The sequence below is a fragment of the Staphylococcus sp. AntiMn-1 genome (assembly GCF_001663395.1).
Lineage (GTDB): Bacteria > Bacillota > Bacilli > Staphylococcales > Staphylococcaceae > Staphylococcus > Staphylococcus equorum.
In genome coordinates this window covers 2,083,325-2,104,475 of the sequence record NZ_CP012968.1, presented here as the reverse complement: position 1 = coordinate 2,104,475, position 21,151 = coordinate 2,083,325, and the positions used below count along the sequence as shown (strand labels likewise).

Below are 21,151 nucleotides of genomic sequence, written 5' to 3'. Positions count from 1 at the left end.
ATTAATATAAAAATAAAAGCATACCCGTCACTGTATAGGCTTTTTATAACAATAACGGATAGGCTTTTTAATTTTGTTAATTATACGTATCAAAGTGCCATTGCTTATCTTTCAGGACATCTCTATAGAATGGGTCTGTGCCGATTACTTTAATACGATCTGCTAACGCTTCTACTTCGTCTAAATGATGTGTCGTTAATATAATCAGACATTGTGCTTTCATTTTATTGAGCAAGCTATGAATATCATATCTTGATTTCAAATCTATACCTACAGTTGGTTCATCTAATATTAATATTTGCGGATTACTTAAAAGCCCTATTAATACATTCACTTTTCTTTTCGTGCCACCTGATAGTTTCGACACAGCAACTGTTCTATCTGCTAAATGAAGTTGGGATGCATACTGGTCTATTGTGTCCTCTGTTATAGGATTTTACATAATGCCTTAAAGCAATTGATATTTTCATTTACTGACATGTGTTCAAATAATGCAATATCTTGAGGCACATATCCAATCATATCTTGAAGTTGCTTTTTTGCAACTTGGTCACCAAAGTAAGTAATATTGCCTCGATCCGCATCCTCTAATCCTGAAATCATTCTTAGCAGTGTGGATTTTCCAGCCCCATTTTCACCAAGTAAAATAGTTAACTGTTTATCTTCAAATGTCATATCTAGCGATTCAAAGATGCTTTTACGACGGTATTGTTTTTTAATATTTTGTAATTTTATCATCTCATCACTCCTATAATTGTATGAAGATATAAATTAAACTCATCACTAGTGCATATATAAGGGTCATAAATAGTCTATGACTTAATGTATTTACTTTAAATAATAGCCAAGCTACGCCCAATTCATAAATTAAAATAACCAATAGCGATTTCACATAAAATATCAATGATAAATTTTGTTGAAATACGATTGTTGTCAGACTTAAAAAAATCATTAATATAATGGTATGTGCAATAGCATATGTTCCAAACAATTTAAGTCGACTATAGCGGAACATAAATAACCTTGCCAGTGCTCCATTTTGTTTCAATCTTTGATGTAACACAATTTGAACACTGCTAACACATAATAAAATCGCAAAGACAATACTTAATGATATTGAAGTATTAGAACTATGATTAATAACATAATGCGCTATCTTTGATTCTGGTGTTTCTTGATTTAATTTTTTATTAACTGTATTTAACGAATAATCTCGACCGTTATCTTCTAAATGCGACTTCACTATATTAGGTATTTGCTGTTCATACAACGAACGACTAATCATTTCTAACGTAATATCACCTATAAAGTCATCTCTGCCATATAGGGTTAGTGCATTTTTTAAATTATTACTATGCAACTTGTCACTATAATTTTCTGGTATTTGTAAACTCACTACCGCTTCTTTTCTAGTAACGCGTTCCTCAATATATGCTTCATCAAGCGGAACATGCTCAATTTTCACAAATTCATTATTATCTATACCTTCAATCAATTTTTTAGATGACGACGAGCGTTCTTGATCTTGGACTGCAACTGGTATTTGAAATGATTGATTGAGTGTCTTGTACACACCCCACACTGCCAATAGTGTAAATAATAATAATATCGTCAGTAACACGTATTGTTTCCACTGTTTTACGACTACGATAAAAAGGTAAGGTTGAATCATCTACGATACCTCCTGACAATGACAAATATTAATACAACAAATGATAATAGCAAGCTAATATAAAACATAAGCGGCGTTTCTAAAATGTAATTATTTAATATGATTTCCAACATTTGATTTGTTACAAAACTAAATGGTTGAGTCGTAAAAATACCATTGAATAAATGCTTAAAATATATGGTAGGTATGATTAAGCCTGATAGCAGCAAAATCACAAGACTTAATATACTTTTCAAAATATAATTCATCCATTTAAATGATATTAAATCAATAATCGTCAGCCAGATTATCAGCATCAAGATATAATATATAAGTTGAATTACTAGAGTAGACCAATTGTAGCTTTCAAAATCATTCGGCAATACATTGAGCATCCAAAATAAGCCAACTACAGCCCAAATACTCGTATAAAATAATGTAAATAAACTTCGAATAAGTGTTAGTTTCTCAAATGAAAAATGATACATGCTTAACCTAGATTTTAATGCTGTTACTTGATTCATTTTTAAAATTGAAAATAACGATAAAGCGAAGATAAAAATAGACGCTAAATAGCCAGTTATCACATAATAACTCGCAGTATCATAGATTTGTACAGGTTGATAATCAAAACCGCCTGTACGGTTTAACCCTGTAAACAATAAGTCTGTTAATAAAAGCATCGTGTCTTCTTTTCCAGCGTCCTCTGCAAGTGATGTATAAGCAAGTCCCCCACCCATAGACAACATGAGACGATTGTACACTGAATCTGTTAATTGATTAATGACTAAACTTTTAGTCGATTGTTTATCATATGTATAAACCGAAATAGGCAAGTTACCATTTTTATAAAATGACTTAGTCATCCCTTTTTCAAACACATAGTATCCTTCTAACTTCCGAGCTTTTAACAATTGGTGTGCTTCTTGTTTATTATAGCGTTTGATACTAATGTCTTTGCCTAAGTTTGTGCCATTGCCCATCGATTTAAGTATTAATGCAGTTTCTGTCGATTGATCGCGATCCACAACACCAATTCTAAATTTGGAATCATCTTGGTTAAATTGTTGTATGACAAGTAAGACTGAAAACAAACCAATGATAATTAACACCAAATATAAAAACAAATGCCATTTTTTCAATAAAAAGGAGTGGTAAATGCGAAACAATTGTAATGTTCTCATTTAACCACTCCTTTCATTAATATTTTAGTTTAAATTTTTATAATGCTTATTTATCTTCAAGATCTTTCACAACATCTTTCAAGATGTCTTCAGCATTATCAGAAATTTCTTTTTGTAATTTACTGAAATCACTGTTAGACATTGTATTTAAATCTTTCGCACCAGCTTTATCAAACTTAATGTCTTCTTTAAGTTTAGTTTCGCCTTTTATGTTAACTGTAACAGGTTCATATTGAACTTCAGTAGTAATGTCAAGATCTTGTTTTTGTGAATTATTCTTCACATCAGTCTCTAATTTATTTTCATATTCAATTGTAGTTTCATCGTAGTTTGCACTGATTTCGATATCACCTTTATCAGTACGTTTGTTACCGTCCACTGTTTCTTTATTTGTAACTTTGATATCTGATTCTTTAATACCATCATCAAAACCTAAAGTATATTTATCGTCATACTTATCATCTTCTTTTGTTGACTCACCTTTAAGCGAAATCTTAGCCTCATCAGCAGATACGTTATAATCCATAACTAACTTGTCATCATCGATTAGACTTGTACCCTCTAATTTAATTTCAGCACCGCTGTTATCTTTCAATGTTAAATCACGTTTAAGAATTTGATTGTCATCTTCCCATATTACAGATTTAATACTTGGGAATTCATCTTTATCAGCATCTTTCACTTCTTCTAAAGCCTCATCAATTGAATCATCATATTCTTCAGCATTAAATTGATCTTCTGCAATGCCTTTAATATCTTTATCTTCTTTAGCTTTTTCTAGAACTGCTGTCAAAATTGATTTCGTTTCAGCTTTGCTAATATCCATTGTTACTTTATTCGTATCTTTCTCTTCGCCATCAACATCGATCTTATCGTCTTCTTTTTCAAAATTATCATCATCAAGTTTATCGATAATTAATTCACTATAGCGTTCACTAATTTCTTCAACTTTTTCTTGTGAAATTTGTGTCCCAGATAATAGAGAATTTAAATTCAATGTATCATTCGTGATTGCTGAATTATTGCTGTTCATACTTGATGAGCTACTTGAAAAATCGCTTGATGAACTGCTTGATGAACTACTTACTGTTTCACCCGTTAATTTTTCATAAACATCTACGAGTTCATCATTTTTAGCTTTGTAAACATCATCTAAAATTGGTGCTGAGTAGTATTGATTATCCTCATCTGCTGCCCATTGAAATTCCCCAATTTCATTATCGGCTACAGTAGGGTTTAATGCTAATACTGACTTTTCGTTCTCAGGATCATGTCCCATTTTAAATCCCATTTTAGAAGCATCTACTGCAGATTTTGGTATATCAGATGATTTAAGTAATTTCTCTGGTACATCTGCACTTGCATCTAAACTAATTAAATATGACTCATCTTTCATTTTGTCTTGAAATTTAAATTCATTTTCAAAACGGTCTTTAGCGTATTCTTGCATTTGCTTAGCGGTTTCTTGCTCACTTAATAAATATGTGTTCTTCGGTGAATTTTTCATGAAATAATAAGCAGCTGCACCGCCTATCCCAACAACGAGTAACAACCCAATAACGACTGCTATGACAATCTTCACTGTCTTTGACATATCGTCCAACCTCCCATAAACTTTTATTTCTTTTATAATATCACAAAACTTATAATATTAATTAATTAATTTGATAATTTTTATAAGTTTTTGCATCTTTTTAAATTATATATTTATACTTTTTATACCGATGATATTATTTAATTAAGTGCAATGTATTGTGCTTAATTGACGATTGCACAAATTATTACAACTCACTTTTAAAGATTCATCATATAAAAAGACGCAATGCTCATAAATAAGCACTGCGTCTTTTCGAAATTATTTAATTCTTATAATTCACCTTATTAATCTTTTTTAACTTCATCTTCCCACCAAAGTGCATCTTTAGGATTTTGAATTACGTCTTCATATTCTTCTTGATTTTCAACGTTTGGATAATTTCCTCTCAATGATTTGTTTGATGTTGATTTAAACATTGTTAAGAAAATGATAAGTCCGATGACGTTAATAAACATCAAATAATATGAAGGTGAAATTTCTTGACCTGTCGTTTGTACTAACATTGATAAAATAAACGGTGTTAAACCACCAAATATTGCAGCACCAATATTATAAACAAGTGACAAGGTACGTAATCTCACTTTTGTATGGAACATACTTGGTAACACCGATGGCATTACGCCTTCAAATGTTGACATGAATAGTGCGATGATAAATAATCCTAAGATAACAACTGGTATCATTGGAATACTCATGAGCCAGAAGGCAAGCACAGAGAATAAACTAAAGCCAATTAAACCAAATAAAATTGTATTCTTATTACCAACTTTATCACTATACCAACCAAAGAAAAATACAGCTGGTATCATCACTAACATCGTGACCGTACTCAGTATAGAACTCATAGTGCCCCCTAAGTTAATGGTTGAGTTTAAGTACGATGGCATAAAGGATAACACCATGTAATTAGCCACATTTAAGAATGCGACACCTGCGAAACAAACGATGATATCTTTCCAATAATATTTAAATATATCTAAATAAGAATATTCTAATTCTTCTTGTTCTTCTAATGTCGATTCATAAGCAGGACTTTCGTCTAATCCTGTACGCAAGAAGATACCTACGATACCTAATGGCGCAGCAAGGATAAATGGAATTCTCCAACCCCAGTCTGCCATTTGTTGATCGCTTAACAATGCATACATCAAACCAGCTAGGGCCGCCGCCATAATACTACCTGCGAGTGTACCAATTTCTAATCCACTACCTAACTTACCACGTGCTTTATCTGGCGATGATTCTGCTATGTAGGTCATCGCACCAGCGTACTCTCCACCAGTTGAAAATGACTGAATCATACGTACTACAAGTAATAGAATTGGCGCCCATATACCGATTTGATCTTGCGTTGGTAGTAACCCAAGCATCAATGTTGAAGCTGCCATAAGTAATATTGTTGATGATAATACAACTTTCCGTCCATATTTGTCCCCTATATGACTGAAGAAGATACCACCAATCGGTCGTACTATAAATGCAAAAGCAAATACAGCAAATGTAGATACAATTTGCATCTCTTGCGGTAAATTACCAAAGAAATTGGCACTTATAACTACCGCTAATTGCGCATATAACCCGAAGTCAAACCACTCAATTGCGTTACCAATACCTGTGGCAACTACACTTTTTTTAGCTTGATCGGAATCTACCCTATTAACTTTTTCTTTTTTAAACTTCACAAAAAAAACACCCCTTAATTTTTGTCTATCAATATAACATAACATAACCTGTGTACAAATTTTTAAACAATTTAGATTTAATGTTCCTTGTATTTTACATTTAAAATGCATAATTACTTATATATCAAAGCGATACAGTGACCTACTTTAATCTCTATATTCATTATAATTCCCATAACATTGGACTTTATGGATTTTAAAATTAATTCAATTAAACAAAAACAGTTTATTTTAAATCACATTATGTTATATAAATACTTTTTACACCCCAAAAATCATTCTTAAATTAATTTTTCAGAACGCTACATATTGTTTTCTTTGGTATAATAGCCTCATAAAATGAACATATGGAGGCATTCAAATTATGAAACAAATTTACTTTAACCATGATGGTGGTGTAGATGATCTCATTTCATTATTTCTATTAATACAAATGGATGATATAGAGCTTATTGGTGTAAGCGCAATTGGTGCAGATAGTTATATCGAACCAGCAGTAAGTGCATCTCAAAAAATAATTAACCGCTTCTCTGACCAACCAATACATGTTGCCGCTTCAAAAGAGCGCGGTAAACATCCTTTTCCAAAAGATTGGCGTATGCACGCATTTTTTATGGATGCGTTACCTATTTTAAATGAACCATCAAACCAACACTCTTTATTATTAAAGCAACCTGCCTACCAAGATATTATAGTTAAATTACAAGCTCCGTCCCAAAAAGTCACTTTACTTTTTACAGGTCCCTTAACAGATTTAGCCAAAGCTATCACAGTAGAGCCTACTATTGTTCAGAATATCGATTGCCTTGTATGGATGGGGGGTACATTTTTAGATAAAGGTAACGTTGAAGAACCTGAACATGATGGAACAGCTGAATGGAATGCTTTTTGGGATCCCGAAGCTGTGCAAATTGTATTTGATACGAATATCAAAATAGAAATGGTAGCTTTAGAAAGCACGAATCAAGTACCTATGACATGGGATGTTAGACAAGCATGGGCAAACGAACGTCATTATCCTGGTGTAGACTTCTTAGGTGTAAGCTATGCTGCTGTCCCACCATTAACACACTTCCAAACGAATTCCACTTACTTCTTATGGGACGTATTAACAACAGCTTACGTTGGCATGCCTGAACTTGTTCAACAACACAGTGTGAATGTGTCTGTACATACTGAAGGAGCTAGCCAAGGACAAACGTATATTGACGATGTGAATGGTAGACCTATTTCACTAGTAGATCACGTTGAACATGACGCTTTCTTCAAATACATCACTGATTTAGCTAAAAAAGTCATACACTAAAAAGTAAATAATAGTTTTACTCATAAAAAAAAGGGATTTCCAATTTTTTGGAAGATCCCTCTAATCATTAAAATATTTTAACAGACCTATATTAATAACTATCCGGAGTTAAATATTGTTTATCGATGACATCTTTAGTAATTGTTTCTAAACGTTCTTTCGTAACATCATTTTCGTCATCATAGCTTAGTGCGTGGCGTTTTGCTAACTTATCATCGTATCTTTTAAGTGGATACATTTTAAAACTATGTCGTGTGTTGTCATCAAGTGGATTGGCTATTTCATAATGCGTAATTAAAGACTGCCATTTAACATTTTTAATCGTTACGCCCTTGGGCAATTTCTCAATATTAAAACGAATATTACCTCCTAATACATTACTTTCATCACCTGTACTTTGCCCATTCAAAAAATTTCCCAGGGAATAAGCTATTAGCGTCTTATGATTGTCTTTTCCTTTTACCCATTCTATAGGTTGAATGACGTGAGGATGTGTCCCAATTACAACATCTACGCCTGCATTTGCAAATACTTCAGCATATTTATTCTGTTTACGCGTTGGTTCATGTTTGCCTTCACTTCCCCAATGTGCCGACACAATAACCGCATCACTTTGTGTTTTAGCTTTCGCTACATCTTCTTTAATCTGAGCTTCATCAAAATAATTGATATGATACGGTTTTTCAGGAGAAATATCATTTGTGCCATATGTATAACTTAATATTGCAACTTTGATTCCATTTCTCTCAACAACAGGTATATGATCTCTCGCTTTTTGTGAATTAAACGCGCCAGTATATAAGATATCGTCAAATTGTTTCCATAAATTTATCTCAATCCGCAATCCATCGGTTCCTTGATCAAGCGTATGGTTATTCGAACCGTTAACAATGTCAAATCCCACATCAACGATATCATCCGCTATATCCGTCGGCGTATTAAATTGTTTGAAGCCTGAAAATCCTTTTTCATCTCCACCAATTGGTGATTCTTGATTTATATAAGAAATATCTGCAGATTCAATATCTTTTTCTAAGTATTCATACATAGGTTTAAAGTCGAAATTACCATCAACTTGTAACGCATCCTGATAAACTACTGGATGAATTAAATTATCTCCAACTGCATAAAATGAAACTTTATCTACTAATTGCTTTTGGTCATGCAAGCATAATCCACTAAAAAATATAAAAACAGTAAATAACATTGTCATCATTATTCTATATTTCCACATAGCTTCCCCCCTTTGACCATTTCAAATAAGTTTCACTTTACATATATTAATTCTATTATAATTAAATATCTCAAAATATTATAGAGGATTTACAATATACTCAAACTTCCTTAACAATATAATAAGAGCTTAGGTAAAATCTCTGTTTGTATGAGTTCTTCATAGTGATTGAATTCGTAGAATTCTGTTTCTAGAATTGTTTCAACAATTTGATTAACTGCATGTGCGATATCATTGTTAGGAATCAAAATTTCAGTTTCCATTGGTAGTGTTAACTGAGTCATATTATAAGTTTTATACATAAGACACCTCGTTTTAAAGTTATGTTAGAGTAACTTTATTATACGAAAGTGGCTAATTTTTTTATAAATTTATATAATTGTACCGATTTTATAAAGCTCTGACGCCTAGGGGAATAGTATGAGTCTGTAAAACAAATAATATCTCAACTCTATTGCTATATTGGCAGTAGATGACTGAAGTGAAAGCGCGTATAATATTAAGCTTGTTTCACTTCTAGTCATCTTTGCCGGGGTGGGACGACGAAATCTTATTAGAAAAATTAGATTTCTGTCCCACTCCCATACCCCAGGCAAGCATGCGCTTTCAAAATCGGAATATTTTAACATAGAAAAGCAGCAATCCATTAGAAACTAATAGATTGCTGCTTTTAATTTGAGAATGGGATATTTATGTCTCAGCCCCAATTGGATTCAGCTTATAATATTATACGTGCTTAGTAATTGTTTCTGCTGGTAAACGATATGAACCATGAGCAGGATTTTTTGCTTTTCCTATTGCTATAATCATAACAGGTTCATAACGTTCTGAATCGATATCAAAGGCTGCGGCTATTTGATCACTTTCAAATCCACCTATTGGATTCGTATCATAACCATAAGCTCTGGCAACTAACATGAATTGCATAGCAGCTAGACTACTATCAATTTTTATAATATCGTTCATTTCAGTTTTTTCTAAACTTCTATAGAAAGGTAATACTTTCCCAAGTAATTCATCTTTCACATCTTCGGGCATTAATCCTTGCTTGACAGCGTTATTATAGATTTCCTCACCGTATTCATGACTTTGCATATCCCCAAAGATAACTACCATTGCGGACGAAGAATCATTTTGACGTGTATTAAAGCGTATAAGCGGGCGTAATTTATCTTTACCTTCTTCACTCTCTACAACTAAAAAGCGCCATGGTTGCATATTGACTGATGATGGTGCCTTTGTTGCTTTTTGAATCATTTCATCCATCTCTGAGGTTGATATTTTGACTTGCTCATCAAAAAGTTTTACAGATTTTCTATTCATTACTATATCTTCAAAGTCGTTATTAATCATTATTCATTTCTCCTTAACTATTTTTAACAAAAACAAATTATACTCAATTTATTTCAAGTTACAAATCATCTGTTTGAGAATGAAATGAATACCAACGAGAACTTAAATAATCATTAACAATACTTCATCAAAAACTTAATATAAGGATACACTTTTCCAAAAAATCTATTATACTCTTTTTAATTAAATGCAATTCATCCACTTAAACTTCACGAGTGCAAAATCGTAAATTACTCTAATCTGTTATTTGCATAGACATTGTTATATTTCTATCACAGAAACCCATTTTTTCGTATAATTTTTTAGCAAAATTATTCGCAAAAACATTCAGCCTTACTTCTTTGATATTTTTCGCTTTAAAATACTCGCCGACAAATTGTATTAATTCTTCAGCGACCCCGTGCCTTCTATATTCATCAAATACATACAACTCATATATAAAACCATACTCTTCTTGAATAAAATAATCTGTTTTGTCATCTATAAGCACGAAACCTTTCATGTGTCCTTCTTCTATTAATACATAATACTCAGCACCTTCATTTATTAATTGTTTTGACGCTGATCTCATCGCATGATCTGATAAGTCAAACTCTGCTGTTATTGCTTCTTTAAACACGGTCGGTACCGTTTCATTGATTATTTTCAACTCTTCTTGGTTTGCTTTTCTAATTGTCATCATTACGCACCCTTTCTGCAACACACTTGCTTTGTAAATACTTACAATCATTGTTATATCACTTTACAATTCAAATAATTTTTATTACTTTGACAATACCCTAAATCAAAATAATTTAATTTCAAGGCTTTGCAAAATAAAAACTTTATTATTCAAAAAATTTAATATCCATATAATTCTTCTTAACTACTGTATATATTGAATTTTTATAGTAAAATAGGATAGTGACTTTATCTATATACCATTAATTACAGGCGACTTCACTATATTATCAAGAAGGTTTTTGCAATATACAAAGACCTATTTTTTATAGTGAATACTGTACATGATACAATGGATGCTTTACAATCAACAGATCATCTGATGATTGATTACCATTGTTTCTTAATAGAGCATTTAAATAACTTACAAAGCTATAATCAATAGCCGAAAATATTATAAAAAGTTCGATATATTCTACCTTATATCAAAATATAAAGAGAAAATTTTAAAAAAAGAGGGAATAAATAATGAAGTCCATATCTGTCATAGTGACTTATTACAACTCAGAAGACTATATAGAAAGTTGTTTAACTAGTCTTAAAAAACAAAGATTTCAAGATTTCGAGTTAATTTTAGTTAATGATGGTTCAACTGATAATTCAAAAACAATTGCAACACAAAGTATTGCAAATTGGGATATACCAATAAAAGAAATTGATTTACAACAAAATACAGGTCATGCACATGCAAGAAATATTGCCATGCAAGAAGTAGATGCACCATATTTTATATTCATTGATTCAGATGATTATTTAGCTTCTTATGCACTTGCATTTTATATGAAAAAAATAAATCAATTTGATGCACTTATTTCACCAATACATTCATTTACACTGGATATACCACAATATATAGACCAAGACTTAGTGCGTGTGGAATATTTAGATACAAAAACTAAATCAAATCAATTTTTACGCAAAAATTCAGCGTGTAATATTGTCTTTAAAACCGCTATCGCACGTGGGCATAATCTACAGTTCAATGAAGGATTAGATGTCTTTATTGACTGGTCATTCATATTAGATTTTATAAAATATTCAAATGGTTTTGTACGTGTGAGTCGCTTCCCATTTTATATCAAAGGCGAAGTTTACGACCCATTCTTAAAACCAAGATTATCTAAGCAAGATTTCGGTATTGTCTTCAATGATTATGTTTATAGTTTTTCAGATTCTATTCAACGTGCGCCTTTAAAGGAAAACAAGCGTTTCATAAAAAATAAAATGAAAAGTTTATTTAAATATTCGTTTGAACCTTCATTAAGAAAAACACCTGAAAGATACGAACAAAATAGTGAGTTATTACCAAGCGTAACGAGAAAACTATTTCCTACAATTTTCAAAAATGAAAAACCTTTATTTATCGCAGAAGCGCTCATGCTTATGTTTAATAAGAGAAAATCAGCATTTAAAATTAATCAGTTTAGAAATAAAGCTAGATTAGCTAAAAATGTTGTTTTACGTAGAAAAAATAAACATCGTGCGCTTTATCAATTAACTGATTCTGAAGATAAAGTAAATCCAAAAACAATCGTATTTGAAGCTTTTGGTGGTAAAAATTACAGCGATAGTCCTAAATATGTTTATGAATATATGATGAAACATCATCCAAATTATGAATTTATATGGGTATTAAAAAATCCTAACAGCGTACAAATACCAGGGCCTGCAAAAAAAGTTAGAAAGAATTCTAAAGCATACTACGATGCTTATTCTAGAGCAAAATACTGGGTATCAAATGCTAGGCTCCCACTGTTTCTAAATAAAAAACCTAACCAAGTCTATATCCAAACTTGGCATGGTACACCATTAAAACGCTTAGCAAACGATATGAAGGTCATTCGTATGCCTGGAACAACAACAGATCGTTATAAACGCAATTTCAGAGAAGAAACAAATCGTTGGGATTATCTCGTTTCACCAAATGCTTATTCATCAAAAATATTTGAAACAGCGTTCTGGATGAGTCCAGAACAAATTCTCGAAATTGGTTATCCTAGAAATGACGTTTTAGTTAATCGCTCACAAGACGAAGCATATCTTCAAGAAATCAAAGAAAATTTAAATTTACCCGAAGATAAGAAAGTAATTATGTATGCTCCTACATGGAGAGATGACGAATTTGTTAAAAAAGGTAAATACTTGTTTGATTTGAAAATTGACTTAGATAACTTACATGAGCAATTAGGTGATGAATATGTAATTTTATTAAGAATGCATTACTTAATTTCTAATGCTCTTGATTTAAGGGGTTATGAAGAGTTTGCAATTGATGTTTCAAATTACAGTGACATCTCTGAATTATACTTAATTTCAGATTGTTTAATCACGGATTATTCATCAGTCATGTTTGATTACGGCGTACTAAAAAGACCGCAATTCTTTTTCGCTTATGATTTAGATAAATATGGTCAAGATTTACGTGGTTTCTATCTTGATTATCATAAAGATTTACCAGGTCCAATTTATCAAGATGCTTATAAATTAGCTGATGATTTGAAAAATTTAGACCAAGTAAAAGTAGATTACAAAGATAAAATCGACACTTTCTATAATGATTTTTGTTCATTAGAAGATGGTAAATCGTCTAAAGCAATTTCTGATTTAATTACTGGTCGACAAGACAAGTAGTTCTTAGATAAATGTTTCAGCTCTTGTATTCCATTTTAAATTAGCCTTGTGGGGCGGAAATAAGCAATCAAATTTCAAATTTTGATTGCTTATTTCCGCCCCTATTTTCATTTAATTTTTGAGCTAATAACTGCCAAGCTTTGTGATAATTATCATCTAATTGTACAGGTTTAAAACCAAACTCAAGATACATATTGATGGCTTTATAACTAATCGTTTGTGAAGTTAAATAAGCTTTATCATGATATAACGCTAAAATATTCATGGCTGCACTAAGTAATGGTTTAGATAACTTTTTTCCTTGATATGGTGGTATAATACCCACCCAATGAATCCTCCCCATCATTTGAGTATCATCACCTAAATAGCCATACCACGCAGTTGTCGTACCCACAACTTCTCGCTGTTCATTTTCAATGAAGATACAACGTTGTTCCATCTCTGTTACATGATTCCCAAATTCTTTATTAAACCTCTCTAATGCCATTTCCTCAGTTGTAAACTCACCTGCTAGCGTTTCTATATAAGCCCATAATTTTTCATCGCCTTTACAGAATTTCCTAATGACAAAACCTTTAGGCACATCATACTGTGGTATGTCGTCTAACTGGGTTCTCATCATTTGTACTTTAATATTTTCCATCCTGCCACACCCCACATCTTTAAATTTGTTATATCAACTTATATTTATAATAGCCTTATTCCCATCATAAAAACACATATTACAACTTCAAATAAAAATTTATATATTATGCACATTATAAATTTATGAAAAACATAAAAAAACTGCCAACCAAAAAATCATACATTTTTGGTGACAGTGAAAATATCTATACTTATCTAGGATGTTATTCAAATCTATACTTCCTTATTTTGAAACACCTATCGTATTCAACAATACAATACCTATGAGTATAAACACGATTGCTATAATACCTGTGAGATTTAGATTTTCATTAAATAAAACAACTGCGAGTACTGTACTCAATATTAATCCCAAACCAGCCCAAGTGGCATAACTTAAGCCTAATGGTAGATATTTCATAGCTAAACTAAAAAAATAAAAGCAAATAATAAATGAGACAGTTGCTGATAAACTTGGGTATAATTTACTAAAGCCTTCAGAAGCCTTGAGTGAAACGGTTCCTGTTACTTCAGTAATAATAGCAATCACTAAATATAAATAAGCCATAATACTCCTTTCCTAAATCGAAGCACTTGGAAAGTTAATCGTTTTTATATTAACCTTTTTAACAATCGCTCTACTTCTATTTAATCAATATCAAAGTCTTTTTTACTATTGTAGCAATTGTTCACTTTGCCATTTCCAACTCTAAAATAGTATCACTTTAACACCTACAAATAATAAGAAACTGGTGAAAATCATTGAATTTATGACTTCACCAGTTGTTATTTCAAATTATATATTTGTTCATTTCTTTTATTTTACTGTTCCTGCATCTTTGTCATGTACACCATGACGATAGAAATCGATATATTCTGGTTCCATAGGTTTTTTACCACGGATAATGTCTGATGCTTTTTCTGCCATCATTAATACAGGTGAGTGGATATTTCCGTTTGTAGTACGTGGCATTACAGATGCATCTACAACACGTAAGTTTTCCATACCATGTACTTTGAATGTTTCAGGATCAACAACTGACATTTCGTCTGATGCTGGTCCCATTCTACAGCTACATGATGGGTGTAATGCAGTTTCGCCGTCACGTTTTACCCATTCAATGATTTCTTCATCTGTTTGTACTTCAGGTCCTGGAGAAATTTCTCCACCATTAAATGGATCTAATGATTTTTGAGACAAGATGTTTCTAGCTACTTTGATTGCTTCAACCCATTCACGTTTATCTTCTTCTGTAGATAAGTAATTAAATACGAAATCTGGTTTTTCAAATGGATCTTTAGACTTAATCTTCAAGTAACCACGAGAGTTAGAATACATTGGTCCTACGTGTACTTGGTAACCATGAGCATGTGGTGCTTTCGTACCATCGTATCTTACCGCGATTGGCAAGAAGTGGAACATTAAGTTTGGATAATCTACATCATCATTTGAACGTACAAATCCGCCACCTTCGAAGTGGTTAGATGCTGCTGCACCTTTACGACCTAAAATCCATTGTAAGCCAATGAATGGCATTTTCAATTTGTTAAGGCTAGGTTGCATTGAAACGGGTTGTTTACATGCATGTTGCACGTATACTTCTAAATGGTCTTCAAAGTTTTCCCCAACACCTGGTAAATGTAGACGAGGTTCAACACCAACTGAACGTAGGTGTTCTGTATCACCAATACCAGATAATTGTAATAATTGTGGAGAGTTAATTGCGCCACCAGATAAAATAACTTCTTTCGCATTCACTGTATGTTCTTTACCATTCTTCTTGAATGTTACACCAGTTACTTTATTACCTTCAAAATTTAATTTAGTTACAAACGCACGTGTTTGAACATCTAAGTTTTTACGTTTCATAGCTGGATGTAAGTAAGCTCTTGATGCTGAAACACGTCTACCGTTATGCACTTGGCTATCAAAAGGACCAAATCCTTCTTGACGGAAACCATTAACGTCTGGTGTTTTATTATAACCAGCGTCAACACCAGCATTGAAAAACGCTTGGAATAACGGGTTTTTAGCAGGTCCACGTCTTAATTTAATTGGACCGTGGTGACCACGATACTGATCATCTTTAGTAGAACCAAATGTTGTTTCCAAACGTTTAAAGTATGGTAAACAATGCGCATAATCCCATGATTCCATGCCTTTTGGTTGTGCCCATTTTTCATAATCCATTGGGTTACCACGTTGGTAAATCATACCGTTAATGGAACTTGAACCACCTAATACTTTACCACGCGCATGTCCAACTTTACGTCCACCCATATGTGGTTCTGCATTTGTTTCATAAATCCAGTCATATAGTTTATTCCCTGCTGGATACATTAATGCTGCTGGCATTTGAATTAATAAATCCCAAGAATAGTCACTACGTCCAGCTTCTAATACAAGTACATCTTTAGATGCATCTTCACTTAAACGGCCACCAAGTACCGAACCGGCACTGCCACCACCAATAATGATATAATCATACGATTTTTTCATTTTTGATAAAACCTCCTAAATTTTTAATTATTAATATTTTGTATTTGTGTGTAAATTACCTATTGTTTACCAAACCAATTTACTGGCTCTGGGTTCGTATTACGTAGAATATGTTTCTCAACTTGATATTCTGCTAAACCTTCTTTACCAAGTTCTCTACCAATGCCTGATTGTTTATAACCGCCCCATGGTGCTTGTGCAAAGTATGGATGGAAGTCATTAATCCAAACCGTACCCATTTTCAATTTATTAACAACACGTTCAGCTTTACCGATATCTGAAGTGAATACGCCACCTGCTAAACCATAAATTGAATCATTTGCTAGTTCGATTGCTTCTGCTTCTGTTGAAAAGCCTTCAATTGTTACAACTGGACCAAACACTTCTTCTTGTACAATACGCATTGAAGTATCACAATCTGTAATGACAGTTGGTTCAAAAAAGAAACCATCTTGTAAGTCTTCACGTTCTGGTCTTTTACCGCCAATCGCAATTGTTGCGTTTTCCGATTTTGCAACTTCCATATATTTTTCGATTTTTTCTCTGTGCTCAGCTGAAATAACTGGACCCATTTCGGTTTCTGGATTAAATCCATCACCTAATTTAATATTTTTAATTCTTTCAATTAATGCTGCTTCAAATTTATCTTTGATATCGTTGTGTACTAAGATTCTTGCCCCAGCAGAACATACTTGTCCTGCATGGAAAAACCCACCATTCAAAGCTTGATCGACTGCAAGATCAAAATCAGCATCATCGAAAATAATATTAGGATTTTTACCACCAAGCTCTAATGCAACATTCGTTACGTGATTAGCAGCTTGTTTCATAATATGTTTTCCTGTTTGAATACCACCTGTGAAAGATACTAAGTCTACTTCTTTATGCGATGATAACGGCTCTCCTACTTCTGAACCTTTACCTAAGACTAAGTTAATTACACCTTTAGGGAACCCCACTTCCGCCATCAATTCAAATACACGAATTGTTGTTAGCGGTGTGATTTCACTCGGCTTCATAACAAGCGTACAGCCTGTAACTAATGCTGGAGCAATCTTCCATGAAGCTTGTAGTAAAGGATAGTTCCAAGGTGTGATTTGTGTGACAACGCCTACTGGTTCTTTTATCACTTTACTTTCAGTATTAGGGATTGGTGAATCTATTATTTCGCCACCATCTTTATCTGCTAAACCAGCAAAATAATTAAATACATTCGCAATGTCGTCCATGTCCGCATAAGATTCTTCTAATGTTTTACCTGTATCTAATGTTTCAAGTCTTGCTAATTCTTCACGGTGTTCAACGATTAAGTCAGCAATTGCGCCAACTTTTTTGCCTCTAGATTCACTTGTTTCTTGAGACCATTCGCTACCTTCAAATGCATTTCTCGCAGCTAAAATGGCACGTTCACTATCTTCCGAAGTACCTTCTGCGACTTCAAAAATGACTTCTTGGTTATATGGATTAATAATTTTTCTTGTTTCTTCGTTCGAGCTATTTACCCACTCACCATCAATATATTGACGACGAGATAATTGATTTAAAAGTTCCATGAAAATTACCTCCGTTAAGTTTGTTAAATTTTTATTTAACGAATTTTACAAGCTTTATGTTAGCATAGTAATTGAAAGGGTGTCAAACGAGTTTAGTTATAAGCTGATTAGGGATTTGTATAATTATAAAAATGTAATTATTTTGCATTACTTAATCATCAATATCTTAAATTCGTATAAAAAATTATCGGAGGTGTACATCGTGGTACATTCAAACAACCCTGATAAGCAATTGGATGAAGCAAAAGACATCGTTATCAATGCAATTGGTGAAACGATGGACTTATACGGGATTAACAGAAGTGTAGGTAATTTATTTGGTACTATGCTCTTTGAAGACAGCATGACATTAGATGAAATGCGTGAACAACTACAAATGAGCAAACCTAGCATGAGTGCTGGAGTAAAAAGGCTCCAAGAATTCGATCTTGTCAAACAACAGTTTACACGCGGCAGTAGAAAACAACATTTCATTGCTGAAAAAGACTTTTTCAATTTCTTTAGTAACTTCTTTACCCGCAAATGGAAAAGAGAAATTGTAATTAACTCTGAGGCTGTTTATGATTCAGTAGCTATACTTGATAAGGTCATCAACGACAAAAATGCTGATGCAGCGACTAAGACAGAAGCTAGCGAAGTCAAAGCACAATTAATCGATACATTACCCTACTATGATTGGTTAGATAATTTAGGCCAAGCAATCGAAAGTGGAGAAATATTTAAATACTTCCCAATTCCCGAAAATAAGAAATAACACTTATTTCAATCCTTCAAGAGAAGTTTTACAACTATAAAAATGGCAGTTAGATTCTTTCTTAGAAATCTAGCTGTCATTTTTTATTTTCAGATACATCTTCATTATTAAGTTCAATATATTCATTGAAAAATCAGTGTGAAATACGTATTTAAAATTCCTGATACGTCACAATACATTTCCATCTCCACTACCAAAAAAGCAGTGAAGCAATCTAATGTCATAGATACTCCACTGCTTTTTTATATGTTTTTATCTATAAGTTGTCGTCATTTTTCTTTTCTCTCACTTGTGTAATTCTCAGTGAGCGTCTTTCTACTTCTTTATATTTATCCGCACGACGCTCAAGTTTGAGTCGATCCTCATTTAATGTCCGTAAGAAGGAAATCATCATCATGACGAAGACAATGAGTACTGGCACACTAGCAAGTAAGGAAGCTGTTTTTAACACTTCCAATGATCGCTCACCACCAACTAGCATTAATGCAAATGGTAATAAACATAATGCGAATGCCCAATATAAACGGTTTGCTTTTAAAGGTTCTCCAACCACTTTTTTCTGAGATGCTGCTGCTAAAATATAAGATCCAGAATCAAAAGTCGTTGCTAAGAACAGTACCGCAGAAATCAAGAATAAAATAATAACTAAATTAGGGAATGGTAATTGATGCAACACTTCAATTATAGTTGCTTCTGTACCATGTGTGTTTAAATTCTGAACAACATCAAACGCTCCAGTTATTTGTAAGTAAACTGCATAGTTACCGAAAATACCAAAGAACAACATACAGCCTAAAGTACCGTATATAATCGTACCTAGAACGACTTCTTTCATAGTTCGCCCTTTAGAAATTCGAGCAATAAACAACCCTATAAACGGTGCATATACAATCCACCATGACCAATAGAATATTGTCCAATCTTGTGGGAAGTTCGTTTCCTTACGTCCACCGATACCTCCGAATGGTTCTATCCATGTCGCCATTTGGAAGAAGTTTTTTACCATATTACCCATACCTGTTATTGTTGTTTCCATAATAAACACAGTTGGACCAACAATCAGTACAAATCCGAGTAAAACAAATGACAAAATAACGTTCCCGTCACTTAATACTTTTATACCTTTTTTCAATCCAGAATAAGAACTGTATGCAAAAAGTGCAGTTATGATAAATAGAATCGCACCACGCATGACCATACTATCTCCGTCTAAACCGGTTAATCTTTCTATACCTGCTGTAATCATCGGTACGCCAAGTGCGAGTGATGTTGCAGCGCCTCCAAGTAAACCGAAGATAAATATAATATCAGTAACTTGTCCAATAAAACCATCTGTCTGACTTTTTAAGATAGGTCGTAACGTTTGGCTGATTTTAAACACTGGTTTTTTCTTCACGAATATAAGATAACCAATACATAACGCTGGCAGTACGAATGTTGCCCAAGCGATAGGACCCCAGTGGAACATGCCATACATTGTAGCGTAGTTTAAAGCACTATCCGTCATTCCTTTACCACCGTGTGGCGGGTCTTGATAGTAAAAGGCCCATTCAATAACGCCCCAATATAAAATATCTGAAGCAATACCAGCACAGAACAGCATTGCTGCCCAACTAAAATTATTGAATTCAGGTTTATCTGTAGATTTACCTAATGTCACATTTCCATATTTTCCAAATGCAATGTACAAAACAAATATTAAAATTGCCAATCCAATAAATAAATATACTGAACCAATTGTACTTACCACAGCTTCATTCATTTTCGTAATAATATCTTGACTGGCCTTTGGAAAAACCATCATAGGAATTACTGCAATTAATAAAATTACGGAAGACCCTATAAAGGTCGTCCAATCCATTACTTTATTCTTTTTCAATTGTTGAACACCCCTCATAGTAAATTTGTATGTAAAATTACCGCTAATAAATTTAATGAATTAGCAAGAACTATTTAATTATTCACAAACATGAGCCTAACGAATTTTAAATAATAATGCAAATTACATTCAAACGAGTTATTTGTAAAAGATGAATAATTATATAAAAACACCAATTAATTTGAATATGAAAATTGCTACAATCACAGTGTTAAGTTTAAACTTAACGAAATTAATGAATCTTACAAACTTAACTAACTGTATTTTTATACACATAATATGAATATATATTCTATTTTATTTTTTTATTTTATTTATGTATTTGGTGATTTTTCACAAAAAAATCGTTTAATTTTTACATTGCTTGGTTTTTGTTAATATTAGTGAAAAGCATAAAATAATTATAAATATAAATGTCTTTAAATTACGTCATATTAAAATGACTTCGAGTTTAAATTAATGGCATTCAAAACTAAAAAGGTA

Annotated in this window: 15 protein-coding genes and 2 pseudogenes; 3 read left to right on the top strand and 14 right to left on the bottom strand. The window is 32.6% G+C overall.

From position 1 onward, the window contains the following. Window positions 1-76: 76 nt before the first annotated feature. The 5 genes and pseudogenes from AOB58_RS10175 to AOB58_RS10155 form a co-directional block, all read right to left on the bottom strand. Window positions 77-738 (bottom strand): annotated as a pseudogene (locus AOB58_RS10175) (ABC transporter ATP-binding protein). Between the two features lie 10 nt (window positions 739-748). Beyond that, entirely contained in the window at window positions 749-1,672 is a 924-nt protein-coding gene (locus tag AOB58_RS10170; RefSeq protein WP_021338861.1) for an ABC transporter permease, read from the bottom strand. Then, window positions 1,669-2,835: an ABC transporter permease gene (locus AOB58_RS10165; protein ID WP_002506539.1), complete on the bottom strand. Its 1,167-nt coding sequence runs from the start codon at window positions 2,833-2,835 to the stop codon at window positions 1,669-1,671. The genes AOB58_RS10170 and AOB58_RS10165 overlap by 4 nt, the downstream gene beginning before the upstream one ends. 46 nt (window positions 2,836-2,881) lie before the next feature. Then, window positions 2,882-4,429 (bottom strand): DUF6583 family protein, encoded by a 1,548-nt coding sequence (locus AOB58_RS10160; protein WP_064783387.1) that lies wholly within the window; start codon window positions 4,427-4,429, stop codon window positions 2,882-2,884. Window positions 4,430-4,716: 287 nt separating this feature from the next. Then, a complete protein-coding gene (locus AOB58_RS10155) occupies window positions 4,717-6,114 on the bottom strand; it encodes an MFS transporter (protein ID WP_002506537.1) in 1,398 nt (465 codons plus the stop codon). 364 nt (window positions 6,115-6,478) lie between these two features. On the opposite strand from AOB58_RS10155, the gene AOB58_RS10150 reads away from it, so the two are divergent. Then, window positions 6,479-7,420, top strand: coding sequence for a nucleoside hydrolase (locus AOB58_RS10150; RefSeq protein ID WP_021338863.1), 942 nt, complete (start codon window positions 6,479-6,481; stop codon window positions 7,418-7,420). 91 nt (window positions 7,421-7,511) lie between these two features. On the opposite strand, the gene AOB58_RS10145 is transcribed toward AOB58_RS10150, so the two are convergent. The 4 genes and pseudogenes from AOB58_RS10145 to AOB58_RS10130 all read right to left on the bottom strand — a co-directional run bounded on the left by AOB58_RS10145 (window position 7,512) and on the right by AOB58_RS10130 (window position 10,689). After that, complete coding sequence (locus tag AOB58_RS10145) at window positions 7,512-8,654, bottom strand: CapA family protein (RefSeq protein ID WP_064783386.1); 1,143 nt, start codon at window positions 8,652-8,654, stop codon at window positions 7,512-7,514. A 119-nt stretch (window positions 8,655-8,773) separates the two neighbouring features. Further along, window positions 8,774-8,956, bottom strand: a pseudogene (locus tag AOB58_RS10140) (IS5/IS1182 family transposase); the annotation flags it as partial. Window positions 8,957-9,380: 424 nt separating this feature from the next. Further along, on the bottom strand, window positions 9,381-10,007 hold the full coding sequence (locus tag AOB58_RS10135) for a nitroreductase family protein (protein WP_002506533.1): 627 nt from the start codon (window positions 10,005-10,007) through the stop codon (window positions 9,381-9,383). 235 nt (window positions 10,008-10,242) lie between these two features. Continuing rightward, window positions 10,243-10,689, bottom strand: a complete 447-nt coding sequence (locus AOB58_RS10130; protein ID WP_230456593.1) for a GNAT family N-acetyltransferase — start codon at window positions 10,687-10,689, stop codon at window positions 10,243-10,245. Window positions 10,690-11,195: 506 nt separating this feature from the next. Here AOB58_RS10130 and AOB58_RS13370 point away from each other — a divergent pair. Then, entirely contained in the window at window positions 11,196-13,358 is a 2,163-nt protein-coding gene (locus AOB58_RS13370; protein ID WP_082920403.1) for a bifunctional glycosyltransferase/CDP-glycerol:glycerophosphate glycerophosphotransferase, read from the top strand. A gap of 67 nt (window positions 13,359-13,425) precedes the next feature. Here the strand turns inward: AOB58_RS13370 and AOB58_RS10120 are convergent, their stop codons facing one another. The 4 genes from AOB58_RS10120 to betB all read right to left on the bottom strand — a co-directional run bounded on the left by AOB58_RS10120 (window position 13,426) and on the right by betB (window position 18,035). Further along, window positions 13,426-14,001 carry a GNAT family N-acetyltransferase gene (locus AOB58_RS10120; protein ID WP_046466018.1) on the bottom strand — a complete coding sequence of 192 codons (576 nt, stop codon included), beginning with the start codon at window positions 13,999-14,001 and terminating at the stop codon, window positions 13,426-13,428. A gap of 225 nt (window positions 14,002-14,226) precedes the next feature. Next, entirely contained in the window at window positions 14,227-14,550 is a 324-nt protein-coding gene (locus AOB58_RS10115; protein ID WP_002506528.1) for a DMT family transporter, read from the bottom strand. Between the two features lie 249 nt (window positions 14,551-14,799). Further along, complete coding sequence (gene betA, locus AOB58_RS10110) at window positions 14,800-16,482, bottom strand: choline dehydrogenase (protein WP_002506527.1); 1,683 nt, start codon at window positions 16,480-16,482, stop codon at window positions 14,800-14,802. Between the two features lie 59 nt (window positions 16,483-16,541). Next, on the bottom strand, window positions 16,542-18,035 hold the full coding sequence (gene betB / locus AOB58_RS10105; protein WP_002506526.1) for a betaine-aldehyde dehydrogenase: 1,494 nt from the start codon (window positions 18,033-18,035) through the stop codon (window positions 16,542-16,544). Between the two features lie 202 nt (window positions 18,036-18,237). Here betB and cudC point away from each other — a divergent pair, with 202 nt between their 5' ends. Next, window positions 18,238-18,789 (top strand): choline uptake/conversion transcriptional regulator CudC, encoded by a 552-nt coding sequence (gene cudC / locus AOB58_RS10100; RefSeq protein WP_002506525.1) that lies wholly within the window; start codon window positions 18,238-18,240, stop codon window positions 18,787-18,789. Between the two features lie 256 nt (window positions 18,790-19,045). Here the strand turns inward: cudC and AOB58_RS10095 are convergent, their stop codons facing one another. Then, complete coding sequence (locus AOB58_RS10095) at window positions 19,046-20,668, bottom strand: BCCT family transporter (protein ID WP_002506524.1); 1,623 nt, start codon at window positions 20,666-20,668, stop codon at window positions 19,046-19,048. Window positions 20,669-21,151: the final 483 nt, after the last annotated feature.

Excerpts from the sequence above, each read along its gene's own strand:
- AOB58_RS13370 (WP_082920403.1), top strand. The coding sequence starts at position 11,196 with ATGAAGTCCATATCTGTCATAGTGACTTATTACAACTCAGAAGACTAT.
- AOB58_RS10120 (WP_046466018.1), bottom strand. The coding sequence starts at position 14,001 with ATGGAAAATATTAAAGTACAAATGATGAGAACCCAGTTAGACGACATA.
- AOB58_RS10130 (WP_230456593.1), bottom strand. The coding sequence starts at position 10,689 with ATGATGACAATTAGAAAAGCAAACCAAGAAGAGTTGAAAATAATCAAT.
- betA (WP_002506527.1), bottom strand. The coding sequence starts at position 16,482 with ATGAAAAAATCGTATGATTATATCATTATTGGTGGTGGCAGTGCCGGT.
- AOB58_RS10165 (WP_002506539.1), bottom strand. The coding sequence starts at position 2,835 with ATGAGAACATTACAATTGTTTCGCATTTACCACTCCTTTTTATTGAAA.
- AOB58_RS10135 (WP_002506533.1), bottom strand. The coding sequence starts at position 10,007 with ATGATTAATAACGACTTTGAAGATATAGTAATGAATAGAAAATCTGTA.
- AOB58_RS10170 (WP_021338861.1), bottom strand. The coding sequence starts at position 1,672 with ATGATTCAACCTTACCTTTTTATCGTAGTCGTAAAACAGTGGAAACAA.
- AOB58_RS10115 (WP_002506528.1), bottom strand. The coding sequence starts at position 14,550 with ATGGCTTATTTATATTTAGTGATTGCTATTATTACTGAAGTAACAGGA.
- betB (WP_002506526.1), bottom strand. The coding sequence starts at position 18,035 with ATGGAACTTTTAAATCAATTATCTCGTCGTCAATATATTGATGGTGAG.
- AOB58_RS10160 (WP_064783387.1), bottom strand. The coding sequence starts at position 4,429 with ATGTCAAAGACAGTGAAGATTGTCATAGCAGTCGTTATTGGGTTGTTA.
- AOB58_RS10150 (WP_021338863.1), top strand. The coding sequence starts at position 6,479 with ATGAAACAAATTTACTTTAACCATGATGGTGGTGTAGATGATCTCATT.
- AOB58_RS10145 (WP_064783386.1), bottom strand. The coding sequence starts at position 8,654 with ATGTGGAAATATAGAATAATGATGACAATGTTATTTACTGTTTTTATA.